Below are 13,101 nucleotides of genomic sequence, written 5' to 3' on the forward strand. Positions count from 1 at the left end.
ACCGCTTCCAATTTGTCAGACCTTCACCGGGGCGGGTAGTGGCCGTGACGATTGCGACCACCGCGCTCGTCTGCGTGGTTGCCGGGACAGTCCTGTACATCGGGTTGATCGCCACCCATCACGACAGCGCGCCAACGGCAACTGGCGACTACATCCGGCTGTTCTTCGTGAGCATCTTTTTCTATGCCCCCATGTTCATTCTCATCGTCTGGCAGATCACGGTTCCAGCGGTTCTCGCCCTCGGGGTGCTCGTCGCCTCCATACGCCGGAGATCGAGTCAGCCGATCATTGGATCGGAGAAGCCGGGCAAGTAGTTACCCCGCTCCGTTGCCGATGCGCCGTCGGAGCATCCAGTCGCGTTCCGCCAGCGCTTGCGCAGCAAGGACTTCCGGGCAGGTGTCGGGGTCTTCGCCGCGCTCCTTGGCTCGTCGGCGGGCACCGGACTCCGCGACCAGAGCCTCGACCACGGGTCGGCGTCGGGTGATCTTCATGCGAGTCATGATCCGATCCTTCGGGAGAGGTAGGACGCCAGCGCGACGGGATCACCAACGGGTACTCCGAACGTCATCCCGGCGCCCGCCCTTGACAGCCGGTCGTACGCGATGACCGCCGCCGCCAGGCTGTCCGGTTGGTGTTGTCCGGCCTGCCAAGACACCGCCGCCGATTCGAAGTCCGGGAGGTACCCGGCGAGGCGACACGTACCTACCTCGAAGGCTTGACGGATGGCGGCGGATCGGGCCAACGCATCGCCCTTGCCCCGCCACGGGGTGACGGTGATCGCATAGTTGGGTCGCATCCTGCGCAGGGTGTCCTTCACGATGCGCACGTACGTTTCGCCCGCTGCGTAGGTCTCCACAGCTATCTGGCTGGCCCCAACTTCAATGGCCAGCTCCACCGCTTTCCGTGCCCACTGCTCCGATGTGAGCGGCTCGGACCGGTCAGCGATCAACGCCACGACGCCATCGGCCTGCGAGGCGGCGATGATTCCGCAGCGGTCGCCCTTGCCGGAATCAGAGGGGTCCACCGCCACGATGGTGCGGAGGGGTCGGGTGGGGGCCGCAGCCATCCTCCAGGTGTCCAACCAGGAGGCCTTGATCAGACCACCCTGAGGTGTGGTCGGTGAGCCCATATACAAGGCGTACCAAGCCCTTTCGCCCGAAGTGCGCCGTGCCGCCGCGTAATGATCCGGTGTGAAACCCAGTGCGGAAGACATGGCCGCACCGGGGATACGGTTCAGGGCGTCTGTCACGCCGGTCTCTGCGACGGCCGGGATGTTGGTGTGCGTCCAGACGTCGGGCTCGCTAGCGAGCAGTTCACCGGCCAGATCCTCGCGGTGCCACCGCGTCATAACCAGCAGTACCGACCCGCCGGGGTGCACACGAGTGGCCAATGTGGATCGGTACTCGTTGACCACCCTTTTGCGGTGCGCGGCGCTATCAGCCTCGGCGGCGTCCTTCACAACGTCGTCCAAGATCAGCAAGTCAGCACCGAAACCAGTGACGCCGCTGTTGATTCCGGTGGCCAGCAGACCGCCTGCGTGGCCGTCGACACGCCACCGACCGACGGCGGTTTTGTCCGGGGATAGGCGGATACCCAGCGCTTGGCTGTGCTCATTGATGAGGGCACGTGCCTCACGTGAATGTGCTTGTGCCAGTTCATCGGAGTAGGACACCAGCACTATCTGGAGGTCAGGGTCGCGGGCCAGTGCCCACACTGTCGTCCAGATAGCCAACAACCGAGACTTGCCCGTTCGGGGAGGGGTAGTCACGATATCGCGCTGATCAGGCTCCCGGACGGCCTTCACCGCGATGTCCGACAACAGCCGGATTGTCGGTGTCACCTTGAACTTTGGATCGAGCATCACCGCAAGTTCGGCCGGCGTTTTCGGCCGTCGGCGGGAACGCACCGCTGCAATAGATCTGGCAGCGGTGAGGTTGGGAACGGTAGCGGTGGCAGCGGTCATCGAGGTCACGCCATCACGAAGTCTCGGCAGTTTGATCGGCCAAGTAGAGGGTGAATGGCCTGCAGCCGGGCTCGTTCGGCAGCTGCAGCTGCGCGGTCGAAGTCACTGGCGATCCGCACGTAATTTCGGCCACTGACCTTGACGACGGTAACCACGTATTTCTCGTGGAGGCTGGTCAGCGCTCCCGATTTATCCCAATATCCGCCAGGGATTTTCGGCCGGATGGTGCGCCAGGCGACGAGGCTTCCGTCGGCAGGCAACAAGGCCAAAATTGCGCGCTCAATATCGGTCTGGGTGGTCTCGGTGGTAGTCATGGTTATCCTCGGGTGTCGTTGGGGTCGAACATTTTTGGGACTGTCACCGCTGCTTGGCCCCGAGGCAGGCACTGGCGGTGGTGGTACAGCGTTAGAAACGTTGGTGTGCGAGGTGCATTCGTGGACTTTCGCCGCTGCGGATCACGGCAAGGCCCATAGCAGCGTTCGCGCGGGTCAGGCCGAGTGAGGCCAGCACGGCGTCCTGGTCGACCTCGCCCTGCCGGTAAAGGGAGGCTGCAAGTGCCAAAACGCTTGGCCAGCACCGGCGAAGAAGATGTTCTTCTGCTGAGTGGTCGACGGCCAACAGACCGCCGGAAGCGGCGTAAACCTGTTGCAGTTCATGCTGATCACAGCGCCCGCCGTCAGCCAGCACCGCGTCGACCTGCCCGACAGTGGGACGGCCGCTGTGCAGCCACGCTGCCTGAGCAAGGGGGCCTGCATGCGCCACAGCCGGTATGTGGTGCCGGTCGAACGGTCGACGGAACCGGGTGCGGCCTTGGGTGCCGGTAGTGCGTCCCTGGTACACCCCGGCGGTCGCGATCTCACCGCCTCGGAGCAGACCACGAATAGCATGTCCCGCTTCGTGAGTCCCAAGGTCAAACAGTTCTAGTTCAGCCGGTTTCATCTTGGCCGCGAAGTCGACGCGGGTTGGTAAGCGCGGACTGGCGATTGTCGTCATCTCGATGTTCCTTTCAGCAGTGCTGGTCCGTCTCCTCGATAGCGACGATGACGCCGAGATCGGTAGACCCACAGCCATTCACCGGTCCCGGCGTCATCGTCATCGAAGGGCGGGAGAGGATCGCCCGCGAGGTGGAGTCTCAGTGCGGTGGCGCAGTGCAGGGCCTTCGACTAGGTACCGCTCCAGGCATGACACGCAGGTCCAGCGGTGTACTGAGCCCTTCCATGCGAGGCACGGGCCATGACAGACACGGCATTGGCCAGCTGTTTCGGTGATCACGTCCTGGCCCCGAGCTTGGCGAGGACACGGTTAGCGCGCTCTGCGTCCTGGCGTTCACGCTGCTGCCGGTTGTGGTCCTCAATGGATGGCAGGGCCTGACGGGCAAGGACTTTCGGGAGACGACGCTCGGCGGTCAGCACCGCCGCATCGAGTCCACGGAGGGCACGTTCGATACGTTCAGAGGCACTCGGATTGCCGCGCAGGCCGTCGTGTCCAGGAGGTAGTGCACGACCGAGCAGGGCTGCAAGGTCACCCGAATACGGCTCGACCCACGCAGTCAGCTTGGATACCCAAGAGCCGGAGATGATCTGCGCATCGGTTATTTCGGGCAGCCGTGGCCGGACGGCGAGATCCGCCACCAGCCTTCGCGTAACCCCGGCATCCGCCGTCTTGCTTTCGGTCAGGAGGCGCACCATCGAGTCCATCAGCGCGTGGACAGCGTCCAGCACAGCTTCGATGTCGCGACGCATCGACAGAGGGTCCTTGAGTTGCGAGATTTGATGTGCTGTAGGCATGCACACCGCCTCGAACTCAGCGGACACGCTGAACGTCCTCGTGTAGTGAATCGCCAGGCGTTTCCGGCGCCGATCACGCAGCTCCGCCTGTGAGGCATTGGCCTTCGGGGCAGGAGCACCCGACGGGGCCAGCGGGTTCACCGGTGGTAAGCCAATCTTGGTGCGACGTTTGAGGTTCACCGTGCCACCGCCTCGGAGATGGCGCTGCGCAGACGGTCGGCGCCGGGTACGGACAGCTGACCAGACTCACGGTTAACGCTGCGTGCGATACGCCAATACGCCAAGGCCTGGCGGCACTCAATCACGCGGATATCGGTGTCCGGCGCACCGCGGCTCTTGAGGTTGGCAAGGAGTGCGGACCAGCTCGACGCGGATCTGCTGGCCGGGTCCACGGTGGTTACGGATGTGCTGCTCATGGCCATAACGTACGCCGCGTTCGTGCATTCGGCACGTCGCGGCGACGCGTATTGCGTTGCGGCACAGTACAATACCCACACATGGCGGTATTGTCCGTTCGTGGGTCACAGGCCCTGGACCGGCGTTTTTCACCACACGGCGGTGTTGTCCGCACTGCCTGTGTGGCGGTGATGGCTAGTCACGAAATTGATTGGCCAAGAACGGCGTGTCGGCCCGAAGTTCAGTCGGCGCTGTTGGCGAACGGACGCACCCCATGCCGGGCACGGAACGCACGGATCATGGCCTTCTCGGTGTCTCGGGCGTCAGCATCATCGGTTATGCGCCACGCGACGAGCAGGCCGGAGTGATCGGCCAGATGCCAGATGCGGCGACCGCCAGAGTGTCTCGCACTGCCTCCGGCTCCGTACCGACGAAACTGACGCAGACGCCGGTGCAGACCGTCGCGCTTGGAGCCCAGGCTCGCCACCCCGATGTAGACCAGCCGCTCGCCGTCAACCCAGGCATCTTCCAATACGTCGACGGGCACGGGGGCGTCGCCGCGATAGGGAGTGTTGATAACGAAGTCGGGGCGGTTGTCGGTAGGCCGCACAACGACGTAGACACCGGCCTTCTTTGGTACGTCCGCATTGCCTAGGTCGGCGAACGTCAGCCAGCCGGAGAATCCGCTCAGGTCAAGCAGATCGGACTCGGTCATCCTCGCGTGGCCTGTCGGGACAGGATGCGCGCCACGGTTGCCGATGCCCAGTGGCCACCTCGCTTGGTTGGGTGGCCTTCTGCTGTGAGGGTGGCGGCGATCTGATGGGTGCTGGCTCCATCGGCGTGCAACTCGGTCATGCGGCGAAGGGCTGCCTGCTCGGCGGGTATGGGCACTAGCGCGCCGTTCGGGTTTGTGGGGCTGCGTTTGGCCGACTTCCAGCCATATGGCGTGGCCCCGATAGAGTGACCGCCTGCTGCCGCCTTGGCCCGCCGTCCGTCACGCAGGCGCTTGGCGATCATGCGGCGCTCCAGCCCGGCGAACACCGCCGCCATCTCGCGGAAGGCGGTGCGCATGGGGTCGTCGGGATCGTCCCGAGGCACAAGGCCTGTCGACGTGAATACCTCGGCGGCGGGGTCGGTCCAGATGGTCGCGAGCACCGCCTCCTGCACGGTGACGGCGCGGGCCAGCCTGTCGAGATCACGGACGATTAGTCCGTCGGCCTTCCTGCTGGCGATCAGGTCAAGCGCCTCGGTCAGGCCGGGCCGGTCGTCGGGGCCACGCGCACCGGACATGCCCTCGTCGGCGTGCCAGGCGACGATCCGGTGACCGGCTGACTTGGCGGCGGCGCGGATGGCCGTCCGCTGAGCCGACAGACCGTAGCCGTGTTCGGCCTGTTCGATGGTGGATACGCGGAGATATGCAACCAGTCGGCGCGGGCGAGTAGTCACCGGTTAAACCTTCTCTAGCTGGGGCACAATCAGAACTAAAGATCTAGTTGCAGAATATCTCCCTAAAGGGGAGTTTGTCTGCACCGCAGTCAGTCTCAGATCGCCCGCAGGCCGTTGTCGATCGGTAGGCCACGGCTCCGAGCCGCGACGTGTCCACCGAACTTCGGGCCTCGGTTGATGGGAGCCGGTGCGCACTTTTTGCAGCCGCTACTGGACGACGCCGCCGGTTCGGCCTCGACGGCGGGTTCAGGTTCGGCCGCGAGGTCGCGCATGCGATTGAGCAGGCTCATGACTGCTGTGCCCGCCATCGGGTAATCACAGCCATTGCCGCCTCCTCGGCTCGGGCGATTACCTCTCGGGGAACGTCGGCGAGATCGTCAGGGGCGCCATTACCGGAGCTGTGGTCGCCGGAGACGGACGAAACGGCCCCCGATGGGGTATCGGAGCCTGGAATCGGTACGGGGGCACTGAGAGGCTCTGTCTCCACCCCGTCGCGACGACGGGCGACTGCCAACCACTCCGAAAGCTCGTCGGTCGGGATACCGCCCGACGCCAGAACACCGCTGGCGATCTGCACCTGCAGGTCCCACAACGGATCGTCCTCGCCCACAACGGTGCCGACGAGTTCCCGCAGCTCCGCGACTGCCTGCTGTTCTAAGGTCGCTGGGTCGAGCTTGCCCTCGGCTACATCGTCGGCAAGGCTCATCGCCGCTGTCACAACATCGCGCTTAGTCATCATGGTCACTGTTCGATCTCCTTGGTATCGACTACTTCGGCGTCAAGCACCGCCATCAGACGCTCACGGTTCTCGGCAATCACCTGGGGCAGGGTCGTGGTCACGTTGACGTTGACGGTCTCGCTGCCAATGCCGAACCACTTAGCCAAGTCGGCGTCGTTGGCAGCCAGGGCGCGGATCAGCGAAGCGACAGTGGAGAACTCGCCCGCCGCCATAGCGCGCTCCAACGCCATGGTGCCTTTCTGATTGCGGTACTGCTGACGGTCGCGCAGCCCGGCGAGCACGATCTCGCCACCGGGTAGTGGATTGCGCTTCTGGTGGGACTTGTACGCCGCCTGCGCCGCGCCGACGCTCTTGAACCCAAGTTGATCGCGGATCACCGACCAGCTGGCCCCGGCGACGTGCCGCAGGTACACGACGCGCTCGGCGCGAGCGCGGCTGTCGGCGGTGGTCATGACTGGCGGCATACCTGATTCCTACCTGACCGGGGTGCAGGTACAACATCCCCACACGGCTGCATTGTGCCGTTGTCCGACTTGGGTTTTCAGTCCCCACAGCTCTCCCGGCTCTCCTGCCTCAACGTGCCCGCAAAAGGTAGGACGGTAGGACGGTAGGACGCCCCCACAGGCTCGGAAACGGAAAATCTGAAAATACCGCCAAATGTCCAAAACTCTCTGAACAGGTAAAATAGATATGTAAATCAGATTCGTGTACGCGCGAGAGACAGGGGGTAGGTAGGACGCGTCCTACCGTCCTACCCCGCTCAGGTAGGACACTGGCCCGCTAACCCCGTCCGATCTGATTGCCCTCATCGCTTCGTCACGAGGTCTGCGTCTTCGTCGTAGGCGACTTTCCCGTTGCCCACCAGCCTGTCCAGCGCGGGATCGGCCAGTGGCCGTCTGTTACTGCGGATCTTTTGTTTGATCCCGGTCTTGCCTCCCCACCGCATCGACCCTCCGGCGCCGTCGAGGTAGCGCAGAACGGCGGCACCGAGTTCAGTCAGTGTCTGATCCTTGTCGGCCACGGCGGCAGCTGTGGCGACCTGCTCGCCGATGCGTGCCTCCATCCGCCGTTCAGCTGCGGCGCTCTCGCGTTCGCGACGACAGTCCATTGCTGAGCTGTGGAGCCGCGCGGAAGTGTCCAGGATGGTCTCGGCCAGCGCCACGTCGGCGGTGTGGATTTCGGTACGTCCTGGGTCGCACAAGATCACCAGCAGCGCAGCCAGCCGTGCGGTCAGTGCCGGACGGTGGGCTTGCATGGGGTCGGCGCCGGAGTCGCCCTCACCTCTGGCCCGTGCCAGTGCTTTCCGGCGTGCATGGGCTCGCAGTTCGGCGTCGTAGTGCAGCAGACCAACCGGCATCGTTACTTTCAGCGCGCCGGGGTTTCCGGCCTCATCGGGGATGGTGGGGTCGGTCGCTGAGAAGTACACGAACCGTTGGGGTGTTCCGTATTCCATCTGCTCGGGCGTCGACAGATCGGCCACCGCTTCCAGCTGAAACCCCACGCACAACCCGAGGGTGTAGTCGCGCACCTGGCGGGTGCGATCCGCAGTTGCGTTTTGTTGTCCCAACACAGCGCCGGTCCACCCCACGCGCAGCGTGGGCCCAATGTCCACGCCGCGCTTGTTATCCAGGATTCCTCCGACCAGCGCCGCGCCCTCGTCGCTGTAGAACAACACCTTGTGCCGCACCTGCTCGCGGCGCTTGATCTTCGTGTCGAGCGGGTCGACCACGTTCCCCATAAACGCCTCCGCGACGCCGGGACCAGACCCCACCGGCAACTCGGGTGGGCATTCGTCGGTGGCTGCCAGTAGCCCAGCCGCCATCGGGTCGGGGTACACGAAATCGAGAAGGTCATCTGATGCCGCGTGCGCCGAGGACTTCCCGGTGCCCGCCGACCCCACCAGACCGGCGAACATGTTCAGCGGCATGGGTCGCTTGACGCCGGTGTCCACCCTGACCGAGGGGTCCAAGTTGGCCGACAGTCGCGCCAGCAGGGAGCCGAAAACGGCATCCGGCGAGTTGACGCCGTGGTGTGCGAATGCGCGGATGTGCCCAAGGACAGGATGTGCCTGCCAGAACTCGGGCGGCAGATTCAGGCCGGGACCGTCCTCGTCGTCGACTGCGGCGGCGGTACCGAACTCACCGAATCCGAATTCGGAAGTAGTGGGATGCAATTCCAGCGCGGTCATCGCCGTTCCTTGGTCGTTGTCGAAATGAATCGCGGCCACCGCGCGCAGCCGCGTGAGGTGAGGCCCGTACTGCTGCACCACCGCCTCGAAGGGCGCGATGTCGTGGTCGGTCCATATGTGCATGCATGGGTCATCGGAATCGGCTACCGCGCATCCGGGTTCGTGCGCGGTGGCGCTCTTGGTGCTGGCGTGCAGTCCCGGCGCGGTCCAGATGTCGCAGCCGCAACTGTCGGCCCTGCCGGTGCTGACCCACTCGGTACCAGCGAGGATCTCGGCCCACGTGATCGAGGCACCCCACGCCGCGATGGCATCACCGCTCTGGCTGGCGTGCTGCAGGTGCTGTGCGGCCCGCTGCGCGCGCAACTGTCCTGCGCTGGTGATCCGTTCGACCAGCCAGTCCGGCACCTCGTGCACCGCGCCAGCAGGGGTGTACGGGCCTTCCGCGCGCACGCTCGGAGGTATCAGCACGTACCGGCCAGCACCCCACAGCACCGCGTAGCCGCCGTCAGCGTCGGTGAGGGTGCCCAGGTTCTCGGGAAGCTCGATCCCCTCGGGGACGGTGAAGTAGAAATGCCCACCATCCTTGTGCACCATTTCGCCCTCGGCGTTGGCCTGTCCGGGGCTACGCACGGTCGGTTCGGTATCGGCAGGCGCCCCGGCATCAGAGAGGAACGCGGCCACCTGATCGGACGTATCGCAGTCGACCACCACCAACCGGCTACAGCCCACGGAAAGCGCCACATTCACCGGAACCCCATCCGGGTACTGGTCGGCGAACACGCGCACGTACTCGTCCAGGTAGCCATCCAGAACTGCAGTGTCCATGGTCGCAAGGTGGACCCCGGCGGCTGATTTCACCTTGGCCCAGTTGCGATTACCGGCCCGGCGAGCAGCATCCCGAGCGGCGGCGTCATCGGCGGACCGGACACGGGAGGCGCGCATATCGGCGGGCATCTTGCTGTGCGGGTACACCAACAACGGCGCACAGCCAGCGTCGGCCAAGGTATTCAGATAGCCACGCATAGCGTCGTGATCGTCGGCTTCGGGAGCGGTGGACAACAGCGTCGCCAACGAGTCAGCCTGGACCACGCCGATCTTGGTATTCTTCATTTGTTCGGTTTCTTTCCAATGGGACGGAAGTAATCGGTGTCGTTGGCCCGGCGGGGTGGTGCCCGCCGGGCACACCGATTTCAGGGCGGCAGGTCTAGCCGCGATTCGCCGGTCACTCCGCCTCTAGACAATGCCGCCATGAGCGGTGTTGTGGGGCAGACGGTTTGGCTGTAGGCGCTCACGCGGCACCACCAAGGACGGCACGGATACGCTCGGCCTGTTCGGCGGTAATTTCCGGGGCACCGTCCACCAGCGCTTTGATGACGCTGCGGTGGTCATTAGAGGGGGAGGCGGTGCTGACAAGGTTGTTGTCGATCCAGGAATCGATCTCGGCCAGATCGAAATACAGCTTGGCACCGACACGAACACAGGGCATGCCTTGGCGCGTCAGGGCGCGCATCCGGGACACGGGGAGGCCGGTGTGCTTGGCTGCTCTCGCTGTGGGGGCTAGCTTCGGTCTTTCGATAGTGGTTGTCGGGGATGACATGTGCGGAACTCCGATGCGATCTCGGTATGGTTCCGCACGCTCACCCGAGCCGGACTGCCTTCGCCCCAGTCCTCGGGGTCCGCGTGCGCGGGACACCTTGCGGTGCCGCCAGCGCGGCGAACGGGTTACCTGCTGTAGCTCGTCGGGACCTCTAGGTCAGTCCCGCCGGATGTCCAGCTGGTGCGCTCCAGGCGAGTGCGAAGGTTCTCATTGCCCGGTGCGTGAGACCAATATAGCGGCCTGTGGTGCATTACCGCGCAATGCGGCGCACGGGGGTGACCCGTGTCGTTGACCGCAGAGCGGTCACACTCGCCACTGGAGACGAACTGTGTTGGGGTCGAACGTCTTCGATCCTCGGGTACCCCGCATCAGCCGCACCTCACACAAGGCATCGATGACGCTTCGGCGCCCCATGAGCGAGGCGTCCAGGAACGCTGCTGCCGGGTCCGGCGCGGTGAGTACACCGCCAAGGGTGGTACCTCCGGGCGATAGGGCTCGCAGCTCGCGGTCGGCCTTGGACAGGGAGGCGGTGACCTTCTCGGAGGCCTCGCGCAGCTGTCGGCCGGTGATAACGCCCTCGGCGTAGTCATTCTCGAAATTGGCCAACCGTGAGCGCAGGGCCGCTATCTCGGCGCGCAGTGGGGCTGTGTCTGCCGGTGCCGGAGCGAGCAGGGTGGCGGCGTCGGGTCGGCTCAGACGTTCGGCTAGCACGGCCGTCACGAACTCATCCACACCGCGCGCCAGGGGAGCGGTGCTCGGTTCGCCGTCGGCCTCGGTGATGATCTGCCGGACCCGTTCGTGATCCACGGGGCCGTGGGAGCGGTTGACGCATGCGGACTTACAGCGGTACCGGCCACCGCTGAAACTCACCACCGGTGTGCCGCACACGTCGCACAGGAACAGGCCGGAGCCCAGGTGCTTGCGGTCGGTACCCACCCGATTGGTAGCGCGGCGGGGGTCGGTGAGGCGGGCCTGCACCGCATCGAACACGTCCTCGCTGACCAGAGCTTCCCAGTTGCCGCGCTTGCCGTTTGGCTCCCCGTTGTAGACCGCACGGCCCGCATAGCGTGGGTTGACCAGGATGTCTCGGATGGTCGAGGGGTTCCAGGGCTTGCCGTTGCGGGTGGCGTGGCCCCCTTCGGTCAGCGTTCGCACAATGCCGCGCAACGACTCTCCGCCATGAAACAGCGCGAAGATCTGCCGGACGATCTTGGCCTCATCGGACACCGTCTGGCCCTTGGGTGTGTAGCCGGTCAGGCGCACCCCCAGGGGAGGCCGACCGTCGTCGGCTCGCTGGACGGCAGCGGCACGCTGGCGGGCGCTCTTGCGTTTGACCTCACCGAGTGCGAAGGCCATGCGGACGCGGGCGAAGGTCTGCCCCGCATCGGTCTGTAGATCGCACTCACCGTTGGCCGTCACCAGGTCCAGACCGCGCTTCTCGGCGGCGTCGATCCAGTCCTCCATCTGGCGGGGCTGGCGGGTGAGCCGGTCCATGTCGTAGCAGATCAGTGCATCGAATTCGCCTGCCTCATAGGCCTTTACCAACGCGTCGTATCCGGGCCGGTTCTTGCGGGCGTCGCTGGCGCTGATGCTGTTGTCCACGTACTCGTCCACCACGCGCCAGCGGCGTTGGCGTGCGATGCGCTGGCACTCTTTGCGCTGCCGGTCGATGGCCAAGCCTTCACCGGTTTGGTCTAGGGATATGCGCAGGTAGAGCGCCGCGCGCCGTGAGGGAGCTGTCGAGACCATAGAGCAACTATAACGTTTATTGACAGTGTTATTTAGTGGAGTTCCGCTTCAACGTCTGATCAGCAGAAACCGTAGCCCTGCGACACGGTGAGTGCTTCACTGTCATGGTCAGTCCTACTGCACTGTGTAGTAGACGATTCGTAGGGGGCAGAATGCGGTGGCGCGGTGTAAGTCACGTTGAGTTCGCGGTACTGGAGTATGACGCTTCCATCGCCTTCTATGACGCCTTGTTCGGCTGGCTGGGGTATAGCAGCTTTTCATCGTTGAACATGGAGTACCAGTCGATTTACTACATGACTCAGCATTTCAATCTCCACAGCTACATCGGTGTGCAGCCGGCCCGGACCGGAGGAAAGCTGACCCATGCCGAACAGGCCGTGGGCGTCAATCACGTTGCGCTGTGGGCCCGCAGCAGGAAAGAGGTCGATCGCTTTTACCGCGAGTTCTTGATCCCGCGGGGTATCGAGGTTACTGACGAGCCTAAGACGTATCCGCAGTACTGGCCGGGCTATTACGCCGTGTTCTTCGACGACCCAATCAACGGTATTCATTGGGAGTTGGCGTGGATGCCGAAAATTCCTACTCCGCGCCAGGTTTGGTCGTTCTATCGTGCGCTCAGCGGCTTCGCGGGCAGTCGGCCAGACCTCGCTAGTAGCGTACCGGGCCTTGTCTGGCAGGCACGGCGAACGCTACCTCGTCGGTGAACGGCGTAACCGTTCGAGTTGACAGATCTCGCCGCACCGCGACGTAGTCGAATTCCTTTTCAACGTCTGATCACCCGATGGGTTCAACCCATTGAGCGCGCGAGGGGCCGGGTTCGAAGGGTTCGCCGAAATACTGCGTTTCGCGGATCACCTCACCGTCTTCGAACTCCATGACGCTCACAACGTGAAAGGGCTGTGCGTCGTACGTTGCGACGAGCTCGCTGACCCATAGATCGCCACCACCGGTAATCCGTCGCACGGTGAACCGTTTCTTGTTCGGCTGAGCTTTGCGCGAGGCTTGAATGTTGGCGCGGCCACGAATTCGCTCACCAGACTGCGGGTATTCGAGAACCGCATCGTCTCGATAGACCCGATGTTCTGCATCGAAGTCGTCTGCGTCGGAGGCTGCCCAGTGGGCTTCGAGCGCACCGCGTAGATCCACGTCGTTCATAGAGGCCTTTCTTTCGATCAGATGGTTCCAGTTTCCCGGACTTGTCGGGGTGCGCGCCTAGCATCTGGCTCACCGCGCAGT

The 13,101-nt window shown here is 64.2% G+C and carries 17 protein-coding genes; 2 read left to right on the plus strand and 15 right to left on the minus strand.

Features of this window, described 5'->3' with window-relative positions:
• The first annotated feature begins 44 nt into the window (after positions 1–44).
• Positions 45–314: a hypothetical protein gene (locus AOT87_RS02400; RefSeq protein WP_131727317.1), complete on the plus strand. Its 270-nt coding sequence runs from the start codon at positions 45–47 to the stop codon at positions 312–314.
• On the opposite strand, the gene AOT87_RS28580 is transcribed toward AOT87_RS02400, so the two are convergent.
• The 14 genes from AOT87_RS28580 to AOT87_RS02465 all read right to left on the minus strand — a co-directional run bounded on the left by AOT87_RS28580 (position 315) and on the right by AOT87_RS02465 (position 11,865).
• A complete protein-coding gene (locus AOT87_RS28580) occupies positions 315–500 on the minus strand; it encodes a hypothetical protein (protein ID WP_131727318.1) in 186 nt (61 codons plus the stop codon).
• Positions 497–1,963 (minus strand): terminase family protein, encoded by a 1,467-nt coding sequence (locus AOT87_RS02405; protein WP_057969826.1) that lies wholly within the window; start codon positions 1,961–1,963, stop codon positions 497–499. Before AOT87_RS02405 ends, AOT87_RS28580 begins: the two co-directional genes overlap by 4 nt.
• 5 nt (positions 1,964–1,968) lie before the next feature.
• On the minus strand, positions 1,969–2,277 hold the full coding sequence (locus tag AOT87_RS02410; RefSeq protein WP_057969801.1) for a hypothetical protein: 309 nt from the start codon (positions 2,275–2,277) through the stop codon (positions 1,969–1,971).
• Positions 2,278–2,368: 91 nt separating this feature from the next.
• Positions 2,369–2,956, minus strand: a complete 588-nt coding sequence (locus AOT87_RS28585) for a hypothetical protein (RefSeq protein ID WP_131727319.1) — start codon at positions 2,954–2,956, stop codon at positions 2,369–2,371.
• A gap of 275 nt (positions 2,957–3,231) precedes the next feature.
• Positions 3,232–3,930 carry a hypothetical protein gene (locus AOT87_RS02420; RefSeq protein WP_057969803.1) on the minus strand — a complete coding sequence of 233 codons (699 nt, stop codon included), beginning with the start codon at positions 3,928–3,930 and terminating at the stop codon, positions 3,232–3,234.
• Positions 3,927–4,166, minus strand: coding sequence for a hypothetical protein (locus tag AOT87_RS02425; RefSeq protein WP_070940441.1), 240 nt, complete (start codon positions 4,164–4,166; stop codon positions 3,927–3,929). Before AOT87_RS02425 ends, AOT87_RS02420 begins: the two co-directional genes overlap by 4 nt.
• A gap of 221 nt (positions 4,167–4,387) precedes the next feature.
• Positions 4,388–4,861: a hypothetical protein gene (locus tag AOT87_RS02430; protein ID WP_057969805.1), complete on the minus strand. Its 474-nt coding sequence runs from the start codon at positions 4,859–4,861 to the stop codon at positions 4,388–4,390.
• Positions 4,858–5,592, minus strand: a complete 735-nt coding sequence (locus AOT87_RS02435; protein ID WP_057969806.1) for a recombinase family protein — start codon at positions 5,590–5,592, stop codon at positions 4,858–4,860. The genes AOT87_RS02430 and AOT87_RS02435 overlap by 4 nt, the downstream gene beginning before the upstream one ends.
• 95 nt (positions 5,593–5,687) lie before the next feature.
• The gene (locus tag AOT87_RS02440; protein WP_131727320.1) at positions 5,688–5,900 is read right to left on the minus strand and encodes a hypothetical protein; all 213 of its coding nucleotides are present in this window, start codon (positions 5,898–5,900) and stop codon (positions 5,688–5,690) included.
• Positions 5,879–6,331 carry a flagellar hook-length control protein gene (locus tag AOT87_RS02445; protein ID WP_234796451.1) on the minus strand — a complete coding sequence of 151 codons (453 nt, stop codon included), beginning with the start codon at positions 6,329–6,331 and terminating at the stop codon, positions 5,879–5,881. Before AOT87_RS02445 ends, AOT87_RS02440 begins: the two co-directional genes overlap by 22 nt.
• A gap of 2 nt (positions 6,332–6,333) precedes the next feature.
• Complete coding sequence (locus AOT87_RS02450) at positions 6,334–6,783, minus strand: hypothetical protein (protein WP_057970328.1); 450 nt, start codon at positions 6,781–6,783, stop codon at positions 6,334–6,336.
• Between the two features lie 353 nt (positions 6,784–7,136).
• Positions 7,137–9,629, minus strand: coding sequence for a bifunctional DNA primase/polymerase (locus AOT87_RS02455; RefSeq protein ID WP_057969810.1), 2,493 nt, complete (start codon positions 9,627–9,629; stop codon positions 7,137–7,139).
• Between the two features lie 178 nt (positions 9,630–9,807).
• Positions 9,808–10,005 carry a hypothetical protein gene (locus AOT87_RS02460; RefSeq protein WP_131727321.1) on the minus strand — a complete coding sequence of 66 codons (198 nt, stop codon included), beginning with the start codon at positions 10,003–10,005 and terminating at the stop codon, positions 9,808–9,810.
• Positions 10,006–10,419: 414 nt separating this feature from the next.
• Entirely contained in the window at positions 10,420–11,865 is a 1,446-nt protein-coding gene (locus tag AOT87_RS02465; RefSeq protein ID WP_057969812.1) for a recombinase family protein, read from the minus strand.
• A 152-nt stretch (positions 11,866–12,017) separates the two neighbouring features.
• Between AOT87_RS02465 and AOT87_RS02470 the strand changes: the two genes are divergently transcribed.
• The gene (locus AOT87_RS02470; protein WP_046252847.1) at positions 12,018–12,569 is read left to right on the plus strand and encodes a VOC family protein; all 552 of its coding nucleotides are present in this window, start codon (positions 12,018–12,020) and stop codon (positions 12,567–12,569) included.
• A 70-nt stretch (positions 12,570–12,639) separates the two neighbouring features.
• On the opposite strand, the gene AOT87_RS02475 is transcribed toward AOT87_RS02470, so the two are convergent.
• The gene (locus tag AOT87_RS02475; RefSeq protein WP_046252848.1) at positions 12,640–13,020 is read right to left on the minus strand and encodes a nuclear transport factor 2 family protein; all 381 of its coding nucleotides are present in this window, start codon (positions 13,018–13,020) and stop codon (positions 12,640–12,642) included.
• Positions 13,021–13,101: the final 81 nt, after the last annotated feature.

The organism is Mycobacteroides sp. H003 (assembly GCF_001440135.1).
GTDB classification, from domain to species: Bacteria; Actinomycetota; Actinomycetes; order Mycobacteriales; family Mycobacteriaceae; genus Mycobacterium; species Mycobacterium gwanakae.

Excerpts from the sequence above, each read along its gene's own strand:
- AOT87_RS28580 (WP_131727318.1), bottom strand. The coding sequence starts at position 500 with ATGACTCGCATGAAGATCACCCGACGCCGACCCGTGGTCGAGGCTCTG.
- AOT87_RS02460 (WP_131727321.1), bottom strand. The coding sequence starts at position 10,005 with ATGCCCTGTGTTCGTGTCGGTGCCAAGCTGTATTTCGATCTGGCCGAG.
- AOT87_RS02430 (WP_057969805.1), bottom strand. The coding sequence starts at position 4,861 with ATGACCGAGTCCGATCTGCTTGACCTGAGCGGATTCTCCGGCTGGCTG.
- AOT87_RS02465 (WP_057969812.1), bottom strand. The coding sequence starts at position 11,865 with ATGGTCTCGACAGCTCCCTCACGGCGCGCGGCGCTCTACCTGCGCATA.
- AOT87_RS02455 (WP_057969810.1), bottom strand. The coding sequence starts at position 9,629 with ATGAAGAATACCAAGATCGGCGTGGTCCAGGCTGACTCGTTGGCGACG.
- AOT87_RS02445 (WP_234796451.1), bottom strand. The coding sequence starts at position 6,331 with ATGATGACTAAGCGCGATGTTGTGACAGCGGCGATGAGCCTTGCCGAC.
- AOT87_RS02425 (WP_070940441.1), bottom strand. The coding sequence starts at position 4,166 with ATGAGCAGCACATCCGTAACCACCGTGGACCCGGCCAGCAGATCCGCG.
- AOT87_RS02450 (WP_057970328.1), bottom strand. The coding sequence starts at position 6,783 with ATGACCACCGCCGACAGCCGCGCTCGCGCCGAGCGCGTCGTGTACCTG.
- AOT87_RS02470 (WP_046252847.1), top strand. The coding sequence starts at position 12,018 with ATGCGGTGGCGCGGTGTAAGTCACGTTGAGTTCGCGGTACTGGAGTAT.
- AOT87_RS28585 (WP_131727319.1), bottom strand. The coding sequence starts at position 2,956 with ATGACGACAATCGCCAGTCCGCGCTTACCAACCCGCGTCGACTTCGCG.
- AOT87_RS02405 (WP_057969826.1), bottom strand. The coding sequence starts at position 1,963 with ATGACCGCTGCCACCGCTACCGTTCCCAACCTCACCGCTGCCAGATCT.
- AOT87_RS02410 (WP_057969801.1), bottom strand. The coding sequence starts at position 2,277 with ATGACTACCACCGAGACCACCCAGACCGATATTGAGCGCGCAATTTTG.
- AOT87_RS02475 (WP_046252848.1), bottom strand. The coding sequence starts at position 13,020 with ATGAACGACGTGGATCTACGCGGTGCGCTCGAAGCCCACTGGGCAGCC.
- AOT87_RS02440 (WP_131727320.1), bottom strand. The coding sequence starts at position 5,900 with ATGGCGGGCACAGCAGTCATGAGCCTGCTCAATCGCATGCGCGACCTC.